Here is a 16,964-nt window from a genome sequence, read left to right on the forward strand (position 1 = left end):
CAAAGTGCCTCCGATTGCAAGCCTGATTTGACGCGATAACATCACTGTTGACGTAACTTACTCGCATCTGCGATACCAGCGTCGGTCTTCGTCCCGGCAATGGGACGTCCAAAGCCGTGGCCACGCGGCCGGTTTGTGGAGGAATTTCGATGACGATCAGTGCGGATGCGCAGGAACTGGCAGCGCTGCGGTCGCTTTCGGCGGAGATCGGCAGCGAGCCGCATCTGACCCAGGCCGCCGGCGGCAACACCTCGCTGAAAGCCGGTGACACGCTCTGGATCAAGGCCTCCGGCACTTGGCTGAAGGACGCGCTCATCGCGGACATCATGGTGCCGGTCGGCATCCCGCCATTGCTCGACGCCATTGAACGGGGCGACCCGGCCGCCGAACAGCCACAGGCCTTCGCCATCGGCGCCTTCAATCCACGCGGCTTGCGCCCGTCGATCGAGACCACCGTGCATGCGCTGATGCCGCAACGCATCGTTCTGCATGTCCACTGCGTCGAGACCATTTCGCTGGCCGTGCAGGCCGACTGCGAGGCCGAGGCCGCCAGGCGGCTCGACGGCCACCAATGGGCGTATGTTCCCTATCGCCGGCCGGGACTGCCGCTCGCCCAGGGTATCGCCGAGCGCCTGCGGCCAGGCGTGGACGTCCTGATCCTCGGCAATCACGGCCTGGTCGTTGCAGCCGAGACCGTCGCCGCGGCCGACATGCTGCTGCGCCGCGTGACAAGGCTGTTGGCGCGACCGCCGCGCCAGGTGGCAGAACCGGACATCGTGGCGCTGACGGCGCTGGCCGGCGACAGCGACTACAGACTACCGGCCGACGTCGAGGCGCATGCGGTGGCGATCGACCCCGAAAGCTGCCGCATGGCGTCAGGGGGCAGCCTCTACCCCGACCACGTCATCTTTCTCGGCGAGGGTTCGGTCGTGGCGAGACCGGACGAGGGTGTGAAGCGCGTCATCGAGCGCAGCGGCGCCGCACCCGTGGCGATCCTGTTTCCCGGCCTCGGCGTGCTGATGCGCGGCGACGCCGGCGCCGGTGCCGACGCCATGCAGCGCTGCCTCGCCGACGTGACGGCGCGGGTCGATGTGGCGGCGAAGCTGAATTATCTGACAGCGGCAGAGAATGACGAACTGATCAACTGGGACGCCGAAAAATATCGCCAGAGACTCAATGCCGGAGGCAACTGACATGCCGCGTTCGTCTGGCCCGCTTGCCATCGGCATTGACATCGGCACATCCGGCGCGCGCGCCGTCGCCATGCGCCCGGACTTTTCCATTGCCGCGCATTCCGCTATTGCCCTCGAGCGATTTGGGCTGAACGGCCGCGACCCCGCCATATGGTGGGAGGCGGTCGGCGCGACGTTGGCGGAACTGCTCAAATGTATCGATCGCGCGGCAGTGCGCTCGATCGCCGTCGACGGTACGTCGGGCACGCTGCTGCCGGTCGACGGCGCCGGGCGGCCGCTGGCCGAACCGCTGATGTACAACGACAAGGTCGCTGACGACACTATTCTGACTGCAATAGCTGGCGCGGCACCGGCAACGAGCGCTGCACTTGGGGCGACGTCCGGTCTCGCCAAGGCGCTGTCTTTCCAGCACCTGCCCGGCGTCGCCACTGTGCTGCACCAGGCCGACTGGATCGCCGGACAGTTTTCCGGCCGCTTCGACGGCAGCGACGAGAACAACGCCCTGAAAACCGGCTACGATGTCGAAACCCGCCGCTGGCCCGACTGGATCGCGGCCACCGGAATGCGTGTGGATCTTCTGCCCCGAGTCGTGCGACCGGGCGATGTCACGGGCACACTCACCGCCAGCGCTGCGAAAATGTTCGGCCTGCCGCGTGACCTGGTCGTGGTCGCCGGCACCACCGACGGCTGTGCGTCGTTCCTGGCGACCGGTGCGACTACCGCGGGCGACGGCGTCACCGCGCTCGGCTCATCGCTGACCATCAAGATCCTCTCCGACCGGCCGATCTCGGCGCCGCAATTCGGCATCTATAGCCATAGGCTGGGAGACATCTATCTGGCGGGCGGTGCCTCGAACTCCGGCGGCAAGGTGCTAGCCCAGCATTTTCCCGTCGCCCGCATTGTCGAACTCAGCAAAAAAATCGACCCGGCGACCGAGACCGGCCTCGATTATTACCCGCTGCCGGCGCCGGGCGAACGCTTCCCCATAGCCGATCCGGCGTTGCCGCCGCGCCTCGAGCCGCGGCCCGCCGACGACGCCGACTATCTGAAAGCGATGTTCGAGGGTATTGCGGCGATCGAAGCGCTCGGCTATCGCCGGCTTGCCGAACTCGGCGCCCCCCGGCTGACATCGGTCAGGAGCGTCGGTGGCGGTGCGGCCAATCCGGCCTGGACGGCGATCCGGCAGCGCAAGCTCGGCGTCGCCCTCTTGCCGGCTCTGTCGGACGAGGCCGCTGCCGGTACGGCGCGGCTGGCGCTGATGGGCGCAAGCGCAGCGGGGCTTTTATGACGGCCAAGGCAATTCAACACCTCGACGGCATCGCCGCGCTGGCCGACCGCTATCAGGTGTTCCTGCTCGACCAATTTGGTGTGCTGCACGACGGCACCAGCGCCTATCCAGGTGCTGTCGAAGCCTTGTCGGCACTCAAGCGCGCCGGCAAGACCATCGTGCTGATCTCGAATTCCGGCAAGCGGGCGCAACCCAATGAGCGCCGCCTGCTGAAGCTCGGCTTCGAACCGGGAAGCTGGGATCACTTTGTCTCCTCCGGCGAGGTGGCGTGGCGCTCCTTCCATCAAATGGCGGCATCCGGAGCCCTGCGCCCGCAGACAAAATGCCTGCTGATCCGCCGCGACAATGACCGTTCGGCTGTCGACGGCCTGCCCTTCGTCCTGGCCAAGGACGGCGACGATGCGGAACTGGTGCTGATTTCCGCCAGCGAGGGCGATCGCTACGACCTCGACCATTATCGCCGGCTTCTTGGTCCGGCGGCGGCGCGCCGGGTGCCATCCTTCTGCACCAACCCCGACAAGATCATGCTGACTGCCGTCGGCCCTCGCTTCGGTGCCGGCCGGCTCGCCGATCTCTATGAGAGCCTCGGCGGCAGCGTGGCGCGCATTGGCAAGCCCAATCCGCAGATATTCGAGGCAGCGCTGGCACTGGCGGGCCACCCGGAGCGCGACAGCGTGGTCTGCGTCGGCGACAGCGTCGAGCACGACATCGCCGGCGGCAACGGCGTCGGCGTCGCGACGACGCTGGTCCTGTCAGGCATATTGGCGGGGGCGCCTGACCTGGAGGACGTTTTCGCCACGCTCAACGCCCGTCCCGACTACATCGCGGATAGCTTCAGGTTTCGCTGAGTTGTTAAGGCGAGACAAAGCTAATCCAGGTTGAAACGCCCGATCACCGGCACATGGTCCGAGGGCCGTTCCCAGCCGCGCGCCGGCCGCAGGATTTCATAGCTGGCAAAATGCGGCACCAGGTTTGGCGACGACCAGATATGGTCGAGGCGGCGGCCGCGATTTGAGGCCTGCCAATCCTGGGCGCGATAGCTCCACCAGGTGTAGAGTTTCTCCTCGTAAGGCACATTCAGCCGCATCAGGTCGATCCAGTCGCCGGCGAGCCGCATTGCCTCGAAATTTTCCGTCTCGACCGGCGTATGGCTAACGACGTTGAGGAGCTGCTTGTGCGACCAGACATCGTGCTCGAGCGGCGCGATGTTGAGATCGCCGACCAGGATCGAGCCGGAGTGCTCGTCATGCTCGGCGCGGACGGCGTTCATCTCGGCAACGAAATCGAGCTTGTGCTTGAACTTGCGGTTGACGGTCGGGTCGGGCTCGTCGCCGCCGGCCGGAACGTAGAAATTATGCAGCAGGATCGTCTTGCCGCCGACGTTGACGGTGACCGACAGATGCCGGCTGTCGTCGATGTCGCAGAAGCGGCGCTTTTCGACGATCTCGATCGGACGACGCGCTATGGTCGCAACGCCGTGATAGCCCTTCTGGCCATGGAAGGCGATGTGCTCGTAGCCAAGCTTGCGGAACGCCTTCTCCGGAAACAATTCGTCCGGAACCTTGGTTTCCTGCAGGCAAAGCACGTCCGGCGCCTGCTCGACCAGCCGGCGCTCGACAATCGGCATGCGCAGCCGAACGGAGTTGATGTTCCAGGTAGCGACGGAAAACGGCATGTGGGGTTCCGGACAACGCAAGATCCGCCGGATGGCTCCGACGGAAGTCAATCGCGGAAACTACTGCCAGCCGCGCACCGTAAAGACAAGCCGCCCGCACCAACGCGGAAAGCCATCCCGCAGCGGTAGAAAGCTACCTAGTCTTGGTGTTCAGTTCCCGGTTGGCCGTATAGTCGATGGCGAAGGTGTCGGGGGCGAAGCTGACGCCCTCCTTGGTGTTGAAGATCATCACCGTTGTGTCCTTGCCTTGCGCATCGGTGATGGTCCACTGCCGCAATTCATAGGATTTCGGATCGAACATCATGGTGATCTTCGAATTGCCGAACACGGATTTGTCGGCAAGCTGGATAGTGGTGAGATCGTTTTCTTCCTTGACGCTTCTGACGCGTCCGCCCGAGAGATCGATCTTGTCGTCGAGCAGCAGCTTCAGTGGCGTCTTCGACAGCGGATAGAGGTCGGAGGTCCGCAGCTTCTTGTTGAGGATGACCACCGACTTGCCGTCGGAAATCACCCTGAAATTCGAGGCGCCGTCATAATTGAAGCGGATCTTGCCCGGCCGTTCCAGAAAGAACTTGCCGCCGGTCTGCTCGCCCTTGGGTCCGAACTGCACGAACTCGCCGCTCATCGATTTGACCGAGGAGAAATGATCGGCGATTTTCTGCGCCGTCGCCGGAACCGCTGCTTGCGCCGACGCTAGCAACTGGAAGCCGGGCACGAGGTTGGCGGCCGCCGCACCGGCCAGGACCAGACCGAGGCCGAGCACATGCCGGCGGGTTGGGGCGAAATCCCTGCTTGGGGCGAGAGTTGCGTTTTTCATGCCGGTCACCATCATTTGATTGCTTGCTCGTTATATTGGTCTGGCCCCCCAGTTGGGCTTAAGTTTGGCGGGCCGCACGGCGCTCATCCGTTGCAACGCGCCAAAAGGTTCAAAGTTGCCGGCGCTGATGCGCTCTAGAACTTGTCGTCCTCCGTCGGTACCAGGATTTCGCGTTTTCCGGCATGATTGGCCGGGCCGACAATGCCTTCCTTCTCCATCTTCTCGATGATCGAGGCGGCGCGGTTGTAGCCGATGCCGAGCCGGCGCTGGATGTAGCTGGTCGAGGCCTTGCCGTCGCGCAGCACCACCGCAACCGCCTGGTCGTAGGGGTCGTCGGAATCGTCAAAATTGCCGCCGTCGCCGCCGCCACTGCCTTTGCCCGACGGCTCATCGTCGTCCTTGTCGTCGTCCTCGGTGATGGCGTCGAGATATTCCGGCACGCCCTGCAGCTTCAGATGCGCGACGATCTTCTCCACCTCGTCGTCGGAGACGAAGGGACCGTGCACGCGCTGGATGCGGCCGCCGCCGGCCATGTAGAGCATGTCGCCCATGCCGAGCAGCTGTTCGGCGCCCTGCTCGCCCAGGATGGTGCGGCTGTCGATCTTCGATGTCACCTGGAACGAGATACGGGTCGGGAAATTTGCCTTGATGGTGCCGGTGATGACGTCGACCGACGGACGCTGCGTCGCCATGATGACATGGATGCCGGCGGCGCGCGCCATCTGCGCCAGGCGCTGCACCGCGCCTTCGATGTCCTTGCCGGCGACCATCATCAAATCGGCCATCTCGTCGATGATGACGACGATGTAGGGCATCGGCTCGAGGTCGAGGTTCTCCGTCTCGTAGATCGCTTCGCCGGTCTGGCGGTCGAAGCCGGTCTGCACGGTGCGCGAGATCCTTTCGCCTTTTTTCTCGGCCTGCTGCACGCGCGCGTTGAAGCCGTCGATGTTGCGGACGCCAACCTTCGACATCTTGCGGTAGCGGTCCTCCATCTCGCGCACGGTCCATTTCAGCGCCACCACCGCCTTCTTCGGATCGGTGACCACCGGCGTCAGAAGATGCGGAATGCCGTCATAGACCGAGAGCTCCAGCATCTTTGGATCGATCATGATCAGTCGGCAGTCCTGCGGCGTCAGCCGGTAGAGCAGCGACAGGATCATGGTGTTGATGGCGACGGACTTGCCCGAGCCGGTGGTACCGGCGACCAGCACGTGCGGCATTTTGGCGATGTCGACGATCACCGCCTCGCCATTGATGGTCTTGCCCAGCGCCAGCGCTAGCTTGGACTTTGTCGTTTCGAAATCGCGGCTGGCGAGTATCTCCCTGAGATAGACGGTCTCGCGTTTGGCGTTCGGCAGCTCGATGCCGATGGCGTTGCGGCCTGGCACCACGGCGACACGGCAGGCGATGGCGCTCATCGAGCGGGCGATGTCGTCGGAAAGGCCGATGACCCGCGACGATTTGATGCCGGGCGCCGGCTCCAGTTCATAAAGCGTGACGACCGGGCCGGGACGCACATGGATGATCTCGCCCTTGACGCCGAAATCCTCCAGCACGCCTTCGAGCAGGCGGGCATTCTGCTCCAGCGCGTCCTTGGACAGGCTGGCATCGCGCACGACATTCTTCGGCTCGGACAGGAAATGCAGCGACGGCATTTCAAACCTTTCCGAGCCGATCAGTGTGGTCTGCGCTTCGCGCTGGACGCGGGCGCCCGGAGCCGGGCGGGGTGCCGGCGCTGCGACGCGCGTGGCCGCATCGGATCGGAAATTCTGAACCTGCGCTGTCGGGGCGCTGCGCCGTTGGCCCACGGGCTCCGGTGCAAAATCCATGTCGTCATTGTCATCGTTGTCGAAGACGTCGGCATCGTCGGGGTCGATCGAGGCACTGCGGTCGTTGACCATGGCGGCGAAGAATTCCGGCTCGACGCGGGCCCGCCCGCCCGGGCTCATCCGCGCTTCGGCGAACTCGGCCGACTCGACCCGTTCGGCCGCCCGCCGCCAGGCGCTGGGGCGCGGCTCCATCTCCGGCTCGAAATCGTCGTGCTCGCGCCGGCGCGCGGCGCGGCGGCGCAGATAGGCGCGCAGCGACAGCCACCAGTGGGTGATGGCGCCAAGCGCCAATATACCTTCGTCGCCCTCGTCCTCTTCATTGTCGAAAAGCAGGTCGTCCTGCGGATCGGGCACGGCAGGCTGTTCGAGGACGGCAAAGCCGTTCTTGCGCGAAATCAGCGCCGAGCCATACAAGAATACCCACAGCGCCGGCGCTGCCAGGAGCACGGCGAGCACGCTGGCGACGAGGCCGGTCGGATAGCCGCCGATGACCAGGCCGGGAATGTTGAGTACCATATCGCCGAATACGCCGCCGAGGCCGGTCGGTAGCGGCCAGGTCTTGGGCGGCACCACGCAGCCGGCAATTGCGGCGCCAAGCAGCGAAAACCCGAACCAGGCCAGCGCCCGTTTCGGCAGCCGGTCGACACCGCGCGCGGTAAACAGCAGAAATCCCCAGATCACCGCCGGCACCAGCGCCGCAACGGCGGCAAGTCCGAAGAACTGCATGGCAATGTCGGAAAAGACGGCGCCCGCATAACCCATTGCATTGGTGACGATATTATCGGTGGCGTGCGAAAAGCTCGGATCGGCGACGTTCCAGGTGGCAAGGGCGGCGACGCCGAAGCCAACCAGAGCAAACAGCCCGGCACCGACCAGCCGCCCGACCTGGCGCCTCGCGAACGCCCGGATGCCGTGCCCCGTATCGGCCAGCGCAAGCGGTGCTGAAGCCCCTGAACGCATGCTCTTCCTCGTCTGTCGTTGCCCGGCCGGGCGCGGACGCGCAACACGGCAGATTCGGCTGTCAGACTAGCGGCGGGAAGGTTAAGGGCGCATTAACCATGGGCAGTCTGCGTCTGCGGAACGGGCGCAGGATGTCACGTCTGACTTCCTGTTCAAACGCGGCGGTGATCCTGCGACAGGCATTGGAAACCACGCTGACTCGGCGAAAATGGCGGGCACGCTGGCTCGCCATTGTCCGAATCGTGGCGATGAAACAATCAGGCCGCGGCCTGATTGGGATTGTCAGTTGGCGCCGCCGAGCGCCTGCACATTGGCGCAGAATTCGGCATGCGGCTTGCTCATCGCCGCATCGTTGCATTCCTTCTTCATGGCTTCCTGCTTTTCCTTCGGCATCGCCATGAACGCGGTCTTGAATTCCGCCATCGGCTTCATGGTTTTCATGCTGGAGTCCGTGAAGAACGGCGCCATGTTGTCCGGCTCGTCCAGCGCACCGGCCAGCGCCGTTCCGCTGACCAGGGCAAGAGCGAGAGCTCCGAGGCAGATTGTCTTGATGTTCATGATGGTTCCTTCCCCATGGTTTTTGACGAGCGTCCAAATGACGATCGCACCACAGTTCGGAGCCGCTGCGGCCGATGTTTCACGCCGCCGGCGGATCGGGCACCTTGATCAAGCGATCGTGATCGAGCCATCACGGCCATCCGCGCAAAAAAAGAGGCCCGGAAGGTTTCCGGGCCTCAAGGCGTGAGCCCTTGCGGGAGCATCACGACGGGATCTTCCCCGGCACCGGCAAAACGCCGGTGCCAGCCAATACCTTTACGGCACCACTTCGCCGTGCTGGCTGATGTCGAGCCCTTCGACCTCTTCCTGGGTGGAAGGACGCAGGCCGACCAGCGCCTTGACGATGTAGAGGATCACGAAGCTCGCGATCGCCGTCCACAGGATGGTGAAGACGATACCGTAGAGCTGCTTGCCGACAGAAGCACCCGAGCCGAGGCTGTTGATCGCCGGATCGGCGAGCACGCCGGTCAGCAACGCGCCGATGATGCCGCCGATGCCGTGCACACCGAATGCATCGAGCGAGTCGTCATAGCCGAACGCGTGCTTGAGCTTGACGGCCGAGACGTAGCACAGCACGCCGGCGACGATGCCGACGATGAAGGCGCCCGTCGGATTGACGAAGCCGGAAGCCGGTGTCACCGCGACCAGGCCGGCGACGGCGCCCGAGATGATGCCGAGAACGCTCGGCTTCTTGGCGACGATCCATTCGGCGAACATCCAGGCGAGCGCCGCAGCGGCAGCGGCAACCTGGGTGTTCAGCATCGCGGCACCGGCAAGGCCGTCGGCGGCCAGTTCCGAGCCGGCGTTGAAGCCGAACCAGCCGACCCACAGCAGCGAAGCGCCGATTACGGAGTAGACGAGGTTGTGCGGCGCCATGTTGGTGGTGCCGTAGCCTTCACGTTTGCCGAGAACCAGCGCGCAGACCAGGCCGGCAACACCGGCATTGATGTGAACGACCGTGCCGCCTGCGAAATCGAGAACGCCGGCTGTGCCGAGGAAGCCGCCGCCCCACACCCAGTGCGCGATCGGGGCATAGACGACCAGCAGCCACGCTCCCATGAAGATGAGCAGCGCCGAGAACTTCATACGTTCGGCGAAGGCCCCGGCAATCAGCGCCGGCGTGATGATGGCGAAGGTCATCTGGAACATCGAGAAGACGAACTCAGGGATGTTCGCCACCCCCGGCAGCCACAGCGACGAGGTGGTGATGCCATTGTGGAAGAACTTCGAGAAGCCGCCGAGATAGGCATTCATGCCGCCGCCATCCGAGAAAGCCAGCGAATAGCCGAACATGAACCACAGCACCGTCACCAGGCAGGTGATGGCAAAGCTCTGCATGATCGTGGCGAGCACGTTCTTCTTGCGCACCATGCCGCCATAAAACAGCGCCAGGCCCGGTACGGTCATCATCAGCACCAGGGCCGTCGAGGTCAGCATCCAGGCGGTGTTGCCGGTGTCGAGCGCGGGCGCAGGGGCAGCCGGTGCTGCCGGAGCTGCTTCCTGCGCGAACGCAGCAACCGTGCCCAGTGCAGCGAGAGCGAGCGAGCCCAAAACGGCCGCGCGTCCCGTTATCTTCAAGGTGGAAGGAATATTCATTGAACTCTCCATTGGAATACGTATCCGCGGCTCAAAGCGCGTCGGTGTCTGTTTCGCCGGTGCGAATGCGCACCGCCTGGTCGATGCCGAAAACGAAGATCTTGCCGTCGCCGATCTGGCCGGTCTTGGCCGCCGCGGTGATGGCGTCGACGGCCTTGTCGACCATGTCGACGGCGACCGCGACTTCGATCTTGATCTTCGGCAGGAAGCTGACCGCGTATTCCGCCCCGCGATAGATTTCCGTGTGCCCCTTCTGACGTCCGTAGCCTTTTACTTCGGTGACGGTCAGGCCCTGGATGCCGACTGCGGTGAGCGCCTCGCGCACCTCGTCGAGCTTGAACGGCTTTATGATTGCCATCACGATCTTCATAAGGTTTCACCCTTTGCTGTTGCGGGTCCCCGCGTTTGCACGACTTCGCCGATCCCCATGAGAGCCGGAGAGTGCCCGCTAGGATTCAAGCTCCGTGCCAATTGCCGAAGCAGGGTGTTAAGCTGTTGTTAAACAACGAAATCGGGAAGGTTTGCCGACTGCCTGTTCACAGGCGCGGCAGTGCATATGCTTAAAAAATAGGCAAATTTCGAAAAATGCCTACTCCGCAGGCGGCCGCTTCAGCCGGATGAGTCCTTCTTGGGCAACCGAGGCGATCAACGTGCCGTCGCGCGCAAACAGCGAGCCGCGGGTAAAGCCTCGCGATCCTTGCGTCGACGGGCTGTCTTGCGTGTACAGCATCCAGTCGTCGAGCGGATGGCTGCGATGGAACCACATGGCGTGGTCGAGGCTGGCTGCCTGGATATCGCGATCGAAAATGGCGCGGCCATGGGCAAAGGTCGAGGTGTCGAGCAGCGTCATGTCGGAGAGGTAAGCGAGCACGGCCGCCTGCGTGGCGCGGTCCGCCGGCACCGGGCCGGTGGTGCGGATCCAGATGTTCTGCTTCGGCTCGAGCTTTTCCCGGCTGGTATAATGCTTCAGCATCACCGGCTTCATCTCGATCGGCCGGTCGCGCTCCCAATAGCGCTTGATGCCGTCGGGCACGGCTTCGCCGAACTTGCCCAGCAATTCGCGCTGCGACAGCAACGTGTCGGGCGCCGGCACGTCCTGCGGCATTGGCACCTGATGTTCCAGGCCGACCTCATCCTGCTGGAACGAAGCTTCGAGCGAAAAGATCGCCTGGCCGTGCTGGATCGCCACGACGCGGCGCGTAGTAAAGGAGCCGCCGTCGCGGATGCGGTCGACCTCGTAGATGATCGGCACCTTGGTGTCGCCCGGCCGCATGAAATAGCCATGCAGCGAATGCACGTGGCGCTCGGGCTCGACCGTTCGCTGCGCGGCGACCAGCGCCTGGGCGATGGTCTGGCCGCCGAAGATGCGCTGCCAGTCGAGCTTGGGGCTGCGACCACGATACAGATTGTGTTCCAGCTGCTCGAGGTCGAGAATGCCGAGAAGCTCGTCCATGGCTGCCGTCATCTTGACCTCGCCGCAAAATTACCATGGCGGTTTCCGACAGGAACAGCGGGCAGTCAAGGGCGGAATGCCCGGCGACAGTCAGGCTGCGAAAGGAATTGCCATGGTGGACAGCAAGAATTCGCTCGACGTTCTGGTCGCCGGCGCCGGCTATATCGGCCTGGCCGCCGCCGTATCGCTGAAGCAGGCGCGGCCGAGCCTTGCGGTTGCCGTCGTCGATGCAGCACCCGCCGGCGTCTGGCAGAAGGACGGCCGCGCCTCGGCGATTGCCGCCGCCGCGTGCCGCATGCTCGACCAGCTCGGCGTCTGGAACGAGATCGCGCCGGAGGCGCAGGCGATCACCGAAATGATCGTCACCGATTCGCGCACGACGGATCCGGTCCGTCCGGTGTTCCTCACCTTCGACGGCGAGGTCGCGCCCGGCGAACCCTTTGCGCATATGGTCGCCAACAAGGATTTGAACGGCGCCTTGCGCCGGCGCGCCGAACAACTCGGCATCGGCATCATCGAAGGCGTCGCCGTCAGCGCCTTCGACATCAACGGTGCCGGCATCACCGTGCATCTTGCCGATGGCGCGACGCTGAAGGCGCGGCTGCTGGTTGCGGCCGACGGCGTCAACTCGAAGCTGCGCGACATGGCCGGCATCAAGACGGTGAAATGGGAGTATGGCCAGTCCGGCATCGTCTGCACGGTGGCGCACGAGCGGCCGCACAACGGCCGCGCCGAAGAGCATTTTCTGCCAGCCGGCCCCTTTGCCACGCTGCCACTCAAGCCGGGCAAGGACGGCACCAACCGTTCGTCGATCGTCTGGGTCGAACGATCGCAGGATGCCGAAAAGCTGGTCGCGGGCGACACCCTGGTCCTGGAGTATGAGCTCGAGCACCGCTTTGGCCTCAAGCTCGGCGAAATCCATATCGCCGACAAGCCCCGCGCCTGGCCGCTCGGGCTGACCATTGCGCGCGCCTTCGTCGCGCCGCGCATCGCCTTGGCCGGCGACGCCGCCCACGGCATCCATCCGATCGCCGGCCAGGGCCTCAATCTCGGCTTCAAGGACGTGGCTGCACTTGCCGAAGTGGTGGTCGAGGCCGACCGGCTCGGCCAAGACATCGGCGCGCTCGATGTGCTCGAACGCTACCAGCAATGGCGGCGCTTCGACACGGTGCAGATGGGCATCACCACCGATGTGCTGAACCGGCTGTTTTCCAACGATTTCGGCCCGCTGCGCGCTTTGCGCGACATCGGCCTCGGCCTTGTCGAACGCATGCCCCGCCTGAAGGGCTTCTTCATCCGCCAGGCGTCGGGTCTGTCCGGCGACACGCCGAAACTGTTGAAGGGCGAACCGCTCTAGCCCCGGCAAGCGCGCGTTTTACTGGCGTTCGGTCAGTTGACCTCGAAGCCCAGTTTCTGGCGGAGCCGCAGCATTCGCTGGTCGGAAATCTGCAGGCTTTGCCCGTCGGCTTCCGCCGCCCGGCTGACCATCTGCAGCAGATCGCTCCTTTCGGCCGCGTCGAGCCGCTCGCGCAGGAACGGCGCCAGCTTGTCGATGACGACCGTGACGTCGTCGATTTGCGATGCCGCCCATTTGGCGTAGATCACCGCTTCATCGGTCTGCTTTTTGTCGGCAATCTCCGAGATCACCGATCGAATGGCAGCTTCGCGTTGCGGCAGCACAGGGCCGTGTTCCGAAATGATCGCGGTGATCAGCGTCGCGGCGGCCACGACCGGATCGTCGATCGCCGTCAGCGGCGAGAGCGCCGCCTGCTTGCGCAGTTTCTTGCGGCGGATATTGCCCTGGACGCGGCCAACGACGTCGGCAACCTCACGCGCCGCGTCGTTCATGGTCTTCAGCCGGTACCACCAGAACGCCGCTGCCCCCAGTAGGCCGATTGCAGCAATCAATATATGCATGCCCCAAGATCCCCAATCTCGGGTGACGATAGGAGAAGTATTGCTTCGCTTCAACACGCAAAAGTTGCGTCAATTGAAGAAAACGAAAGCCTGCGCCAGTCGCCGGCCGCCGACATCTCTACGACCCCGGCACGTTGTAGATCGCCCGCACCTCGATCGTGCCGATTTCCGCCAGCGGAATGCCGCCTGCGATCTCCAGCGCCTCGTCGAGGTCCTCGGCCTCGATCATGACGAAACCGAGCAACTGCTCCTTGGTCTCGGCGAAAGGGCCGTCGGTGACCAGCCGCTTGCCTTTGCGCCGGCGCACGGTCTTCGACGTCTGCACCGATTGCAGCGCCTGCGCGATGATCAGCCGGCCGCTTTGCGCCACCGACTTGTCATAGGCCAGCGAATCGGCGTCGAGCTTGGCCAGCCTCGCAGGCGTCATTGCGTAGAGATCTTTTTCTTCACCGTAGACCAGGCAAACATATTTCATCTTTACCTCCATTCCTGGGTTGGACCGTAGGACGAGGCTACGGAAACATCGGCCGGGCCTTTGCCCGCTGCATAATCGAGACCCGCTGCATAATCGAGAAAGGACACCGCAATGCCGATGATGGCAATCGCCGCAAGCAGTCGGCCAAAACCGGAAGGCCGCAGGCGCGACCAGTCGGCTTGCTGTTCACCGGTCCCGCGGCAGGTGTTTGTCCAGTGAGCAGAAAACAGATTGTTCATGTGGTCCTCCATCCGGCCACCAATTCCATGGCCGCCCCCAGGACGGCCGGGACAGATGGAAGTCGACATTTTTGCACGCGTTTTTTTTCGAATTTTTCGCCCGAGCGTTTTTTGCCCGACCATGATGTGTCACGCTGCCGCCGATACGAAAGCGCGGGTGGCCTTCGCTCCCGCGCGCGCTATAGTCGACTGGATGCCGATCACGGGCTCAGTCACGACAATCAAGGAGGAATTGATGGACCGCACCGCCAACGCCGTTTGGAAAGGCAGTTTCAAGGAAGGCAAAGGCACACTCGAAACCCAGAGCGGGGTGCTGAAGGGCACGCCCTATTCGGCCAAGATGCGTTTCGAGGACGAAAGCGGCAAATCCGGCACCAACCCGGAAGAGCTGATCGCCGCCGCCCACGCCGGCTGCTACGCCATGCAGCTTTCGCATTTTCTCGCCGAGAACGGCACGCCGGCCGCCGAGCTCGACGCCAAGGCCGTGGTAACGCTGGTCCCCGGCACCGGCATCACCGGCAGCGCGATCACGCTGGTCGGCAAGGTGCCGGGCATCGATGCCGACAAGTTCAAGGAATTGGCCGAGAAGGCCAAGGCCGAATGCCCGGTCTCGAAAGCGCTCGGCGCCATCAAAGTATCGCTCGACGCCAGGCTCGGGTGAGCCGCCAAACGAACGTCGGCGATCCTTCGCGCCCCCCTCTGCCCTGCCGGGCATCTCCCCCTCAAGTGGGGAGATTGGCAGTTTTGGCGACGGCTCTCGTCCTTCAACCTTGGTGATTGGCGAAAGTGGAGATGACAGCGCAATCTCCCCCCTTGAGGGGGAGATGTCCGGCAGGACAGAGGGGGGCGCTGTCCCGCCGGCATTCGAGTGACTATGTAGTGCCTTCGCCGGACAGCGCGTCGAGGCGGGCGCGCAATGCCGCGACCTCTTGCTCGAGGGCGTGCACGCGCGTCTCCAGATCCGACGCCGGCGAGGACGACTGCAGGGCTGCGGCAGCCGGCAGCTGCGGCGGTCCGCTGAGCAGATGGACATAGCGATCCTCGCGCTGGCCTGGCCCGCGATCGATCTGCTGCACCAGCGGTGGCCGGCGGCCGATCAGCAGATCGAGGTTGCCGCGAAGCTCGTCGATCGACGGCAGCCGCGCCATGCGCTCGCTTCGTGCCAGCAATTCATAGGCCGTCTGCGGGCCGCGCAGGAGCAACAGGCCGAGCAGCGCGATCTGCGCCGAGGTCAGTGAAAAGCGCTGTGCCACGACATGCTCATGGCGCTCGACGCGCGACGCGAACACCTGCCTGACCAGGCCCTTCTGCTCAAGCTGGCCAAGTGCCCGCCTAACCTCGCCAAGCTCGACCGACATCACCGGCTCGCGCGCCGTCTTCTGGTTGGCCGCGGCAAGTGCCGCATTGAGCGTCAGCGGATAGACGTCCGGCGTCAGCTCCTTCTTCTCGATCAGGCAACCGAGGACGCGCGCTTCGATGGGGGAGAGGATGGGAAGATCGGAGTCGGTCATAGATGGTATCCATTTGAAGTCGGCGGGACAGCGCCCCCTCTGTCCTGCCGGACATCTCCCCCCTAGGGGGGAGATTGGCAACATAGCCGATTTCGCCAATCTCCAGCGTTGCCGAATAAAGCCCCGGGCCGAAACTGCCAATCTCCCCACTAGAGGGGGAGATGTCCGGCAGGACAGAGGGGGGCGCGAAGGATCGCTACGGACGAGACGATCTCGGCTGCAACCCGCCCGCCGCCTATACCCGTCGCTCCACCATCATCTTCTTGATCTCGGCGATCGCCTTGGCCGGGTTGAGCCCCTTGGGGCAAGTCTGGGCGCAGTTCATGATGGTGTGGCAGCGGTAGAGCCGGAACGGGTCTTCGAGGTTGTCGAGCCGCTCGCCCGTCGCCTCGTCCCTGGAATCGATCAGCCAGCGATAGGCCTGCAGCAGCGTCGCCGGGCCGAGATAGCGCTCGCCGTTCCACCAGTAGCTCGGGCAGGAGGTCGAACAGCAGGCGCATAATATGCACTCGTAGAGCCCGTCGAGCTTTTCGCGGTCCTCATGGCTCTGCAGCCATTCCTTGGCCGGCTCGGGCGATACCGTCTTCAGCCACGGCTCGATCGAGGCGTGCTGGGCGTAGAAATTGGTGAGGTCGGGCACCAGGTCCTTGACCACGGCCATATGCGGCAGCGGATAGACCTTGATCGCGCCGGAAATGTCGTCACAGCCCTTGGTGCAGGCCAGCGTGTTCGACCCGTCGATGTTCATGGCGCAGGAGCCGCAAATGCCTTCGCGGCAGGAGCGGCGCAGCGTCAGCGTCGGGTCGATCTTGTTCTTGATCCAGAGCAGCGCGTCGAGCACCATCGGCCCGCAATCGTCCATGTCGACGAAATACGTATCCATGCGCGGGTTCTCGTCATCGTCCGGCGACCAGCGGTAGATGCGGTATTCGCGCAGATTGGTCGCACCCTCCGGCTTCGGCCAGGTTTTTCCGGCCATGATCTTCGAGTTTTTCGGAAGCGTGAGTTCGACCATTACCTCAGGTCCTTTCGGATGACGAGCTTCAGCCCGGACCAGATCTCGTTTATGGCGGCGACCTTGACGTCGACGAGGTCGAGCTTCAGCGCCTCGGCGCGGATAACGTCCTCGGTGACGTCGGTCGGCACTTTCGATGCCTTTTTCGGCCATGACACCCAGACCATGCCGTTCCGCTTGATCGCCGCTTCGACGTCGCCAAGACGGTCCTCGATCTCGACGCGCTGCCGGGTGAAAGCATGTACGGCATCGTATTTCTCATGAACGCCCGAAATCGCCGACCAGTCAGCCAGCCGGTCGAGCTCGGCAAAGTCCACGGCTTCGGCAAGGTCGTCCAGCTCGGCCGGCAAGGCGACGAAAGCGGCAATCATCCCGTCCTTCAGGCCGAGCTTGGCCGGAAGGGGCGTGCCGGAATATCCCGCAACCGCCAGCGCCATC

General features: G+C 64.0%; 18 protein-coding genes. 5 read left to right on the plus strand and 13 right to left on the minus strand.

Translation table 11 applies throughout. From position 1 onward, the window contains the following. The first annotated feature begins 149 nt into the window (after window positions 1-149). The 3 genes from NKH13_RS15955 to NKH13_RS15965 are packed head-to-tail and all read left to right on the plus strand — an operon-like array spanning window position 150 to window position 3,329. Window positions 150-1,193, plus strand: a complete 1,044-nt coding sequence (locus NKH13_RS15955) for a class II aldolase/adducin family protein (RefSeq protein ID WP_352912974.1) — start codon at window positions 150-152, stop codon at window positions 1,191-1,193. 1 nt (window position 1,194) lies between these two features. Further along, window positions 1,195-2,481 (plus strand): FGGY-family carbohydrate kinase, encoded by a 1,287-nt coding sequence (locus NKH13_RS15960; RefSeq protein ID WP_352912975.1) that lies wholly within the window; start codon window positions 1,195-1,197, stop codon window positions 2,479-2,481. Then, window positions 2,478-3,329: a TIGR01459 family HAD-type hydrolase gene (locus NKH13_RS15965; RefSeq protein ID WP_352912976.1), complete on the plus strand. Its 852-nt coding sequence runs from the start codon at window positions 2,478-2,480 to the stop codon at window positions 3,327-3,329. Before NKH13_RS15960 ends, NKH13_RS15965 begins: the two co-directional genes overlap by 4 nt. Window positions 3,330-3,349: 20 nt before the next feature. Here the strand turns inward: NKH13_RS15965 and NKH13_RS15970 are convergent, their stop codons facing one another. From NKH13_RS15970 to tesB, 7 genes are all read right to left on the minus strand, one after another. Beyond that, window positions 3,350-4,156 carry an exodeoxyribonuclease III gene (locus NKH13_RS15970; RefSeq protein ID WP_352912977.1) on the minus strand — a complete coding sequence of 269 codons (807 nt, stop codon included), beginning with the start codon at window positions 4,154-4,156 and terminating at the stop codon, window positions 3,350-3,352. Between the two features lie 133 nt (window positions 4,157-4,289). Continuing rightward, window positions 4,290-4,973: an outer membrane lipoprotein carrier protein LolA gene (locus NKH13_RS15975; RefSeq protein WP_352718507.1), complete on the minus strand. Its 684-nt coding sequence runs from the start codon at window positions 4,971-4,973 to the stop codon at window positions 4,290-4,292. 134 nt (window positions 4,974-5,107) lie between these two features. Then, window positions 5,108-7,762: an FtsK/SpoIIIE family DNA translocase gene (locus tag NKH13_RS15980; RefSeq protein WP_352912978.1), complete on the minus strand. Its 2,655-nt coding sequence runs from the start codon at window positions 7,760-7,762 to the stop codon at window positions 5,108-5,110. A 282-nt stretch (window positions 7,763-8,044) separates the two neighbouring features. Beyond that, a complete protein-coding gene (locus tag NKH13_RS15985; RefSeq protein ID WP_352912979.1) occupies window positions 8,045-8,320 on the minus strand; it encodes a hypothetical protein in 276 nt (91 codons plus the stop codon). Window positions 8,321-8,575: 255 nt separating this feature from the next. Continuing rightward, window positions 8,576-9,898: an ammonium transporter gene (locus tag NKH13_RS15990; RefSeq protein ID WP_352540949.1), complete on the minus strand. Its 1,323-nt coding sequence runs from the start codon at window positions 9,896-9,898 to the stop codon at window positions 8,576-8,578. A gap of 49 nt (window positions 9,899-9,947) precedes the next feature. After that, window positions 9,948-10,286, minus strand: a complete 339-nt coding sequence (locus tag NKH13_RS15995) for a P-II family nitrogen regulator (protein WP_292664109.1) — start codon at window positions 10,284-10,286, stop codon at window positions 9,948-9,950. 219 nt (window positions 10,287-10,505) lie between these two features. After that, window positions 10,506-11,381, minus strand: a complete 876-nt coding sequence (gene tesB, locus NKH13_RS16000) for an acyl-CoA thioesterase II (protein ID WP_031212697.1) — start codon at window positions 11,379-11,381, stop codon at window positions 10,506-10,508. A gap of 100 nt (window positions 11,382-11,481) precedes the next feature. Here tesB and NKH13_RS16005 point away from each other — a divergent pair, with 100 nt between their 5' ends. After that, window positions 11,482-12,726: a ubiquinone biosynthesis hydroxylase gene (locus NKH13_RS16005; protein WP_352913177.1), complete on the plus strand. Its 1,245-nt coding sequence runs from the start codon at window positions 11,482-11,484 to the stop codon at window positions 12,724-12,726. 32 nt (window positions 12,727-12,758) lie between these two features. Here the strand turns inward: NKH13_RS16005 and NKH13_RS16010 are convergent, their stop codons facing one another. The 3 genes from NKH13_RS16010 to NKH13_RS16020 all read right to left on the minus strand — a co-directional run bounded on the left by NKH13_RS16010 (window position 12,759) and on the right by NKH13_RS16020 (window position 14,000). After that, window positions 12,759-13,286 carry a hypothetical protein gene (locus NKH13_RS16010; protein WP_352912980.1) on the minus strand — a complete coding sequence of 176 codons (528 nt, stop codon included), beginning with the start codon at window positions 13,284-13,286 and terminating at the stop codon, window positions 12,759-12,761. Window positions 13,287-13,404: 118 nt separating this feature from the next. Further along, window positions 13,405-13,761, minus strand: a complete 357-nt coding sequence (locus NKH13_RS16015; RefSeq protein WP_352912981.1) for a YciI family protein — start codon at window positions 13,759-13,761, stop codon at window positions 13,405-13,407. A gap of 2 nt (window positions 13,762-13,763) precedes the next feature. Beyond that, entirely contained in the window at window positions 13,764-14,000 is a 237-nt protein-coding gene (locus tag NKH13_RS16020) for a hypothetical protein (protein ID WP_352912982.1), read from the minus strand. 235 nt (window positions 14,001-14,235) lie between these two features. Between NKH13_RS16020 and NKH13_RS16025 the strand changes: the two genes are divergently transcribed. Beyond that, window positions 14,236-14,661, plus strand: coding sequence for an OsmC family protein (locus tag NKH13_RS16025; protein WP_352912983.1), 426 nt, complete (start codon window positions 14,236-14,238; stop codon window positions 14,659-14,661). Between the two features lie 211 nt (window positions 14,662-14,872). Here NKH13_RS16025 and NKH13_RS16030 read toward each other — a convergent pair whose 3' ends face one another. The 3 genes from NKH13_RS16030 to NKH13_RS16040 form a co-directional block, all read right to left on the minus strand. Then, complete coding sequence (locus NKH13_RS16030; protein WP_352912984.1) at window positions 14,873-15,511, minus strand: YceH family protein; 639 nt, start codon at window positions 15,509-15,511, stop codon at window positions 14,873-14,875. A 235-nt stretch (window positions 15,512-15,746) separates the two neighbouring features. Then, on the minus strand, window positions 15,747-16,526 hold the full coding sequence (locus NKH13_RS16035) for a succinate dehydrogenase iron-sulfur subunit (RefSeq protein WP_292663232.1): 780 nt from the start codon (window positions 16,524-16,526) through the stop codon (window positions 15,747-15,749). Beyond that, window positions 16,526-16,963, minus strand: a complete 438-nt coding sequence (locus NKH13_RS16040) for a DUF3052 family protein (protein ID WP_352913179.1) — start codon at window positions 16,961-16,963, stop codon at window positions 16,526-16,528. The genes NKH13_RS16035 and NKH13_RS16040 overlap by 1 nt, the downstream gene beginning before the upstream one ends. Window position 16,964 lies beyond the last annotated feature (1 nt).

Origin of the sequence: Mesorhizobium sp. M1348, assembly GCF_040317925.1 — a bacterium.
Classification (GTDB): domain Bacteria; phylum Pseudomonadota; class Alphaproteobacteria; order Rhizobiales; family Rhizobiaceae; genus Mesorhizobium.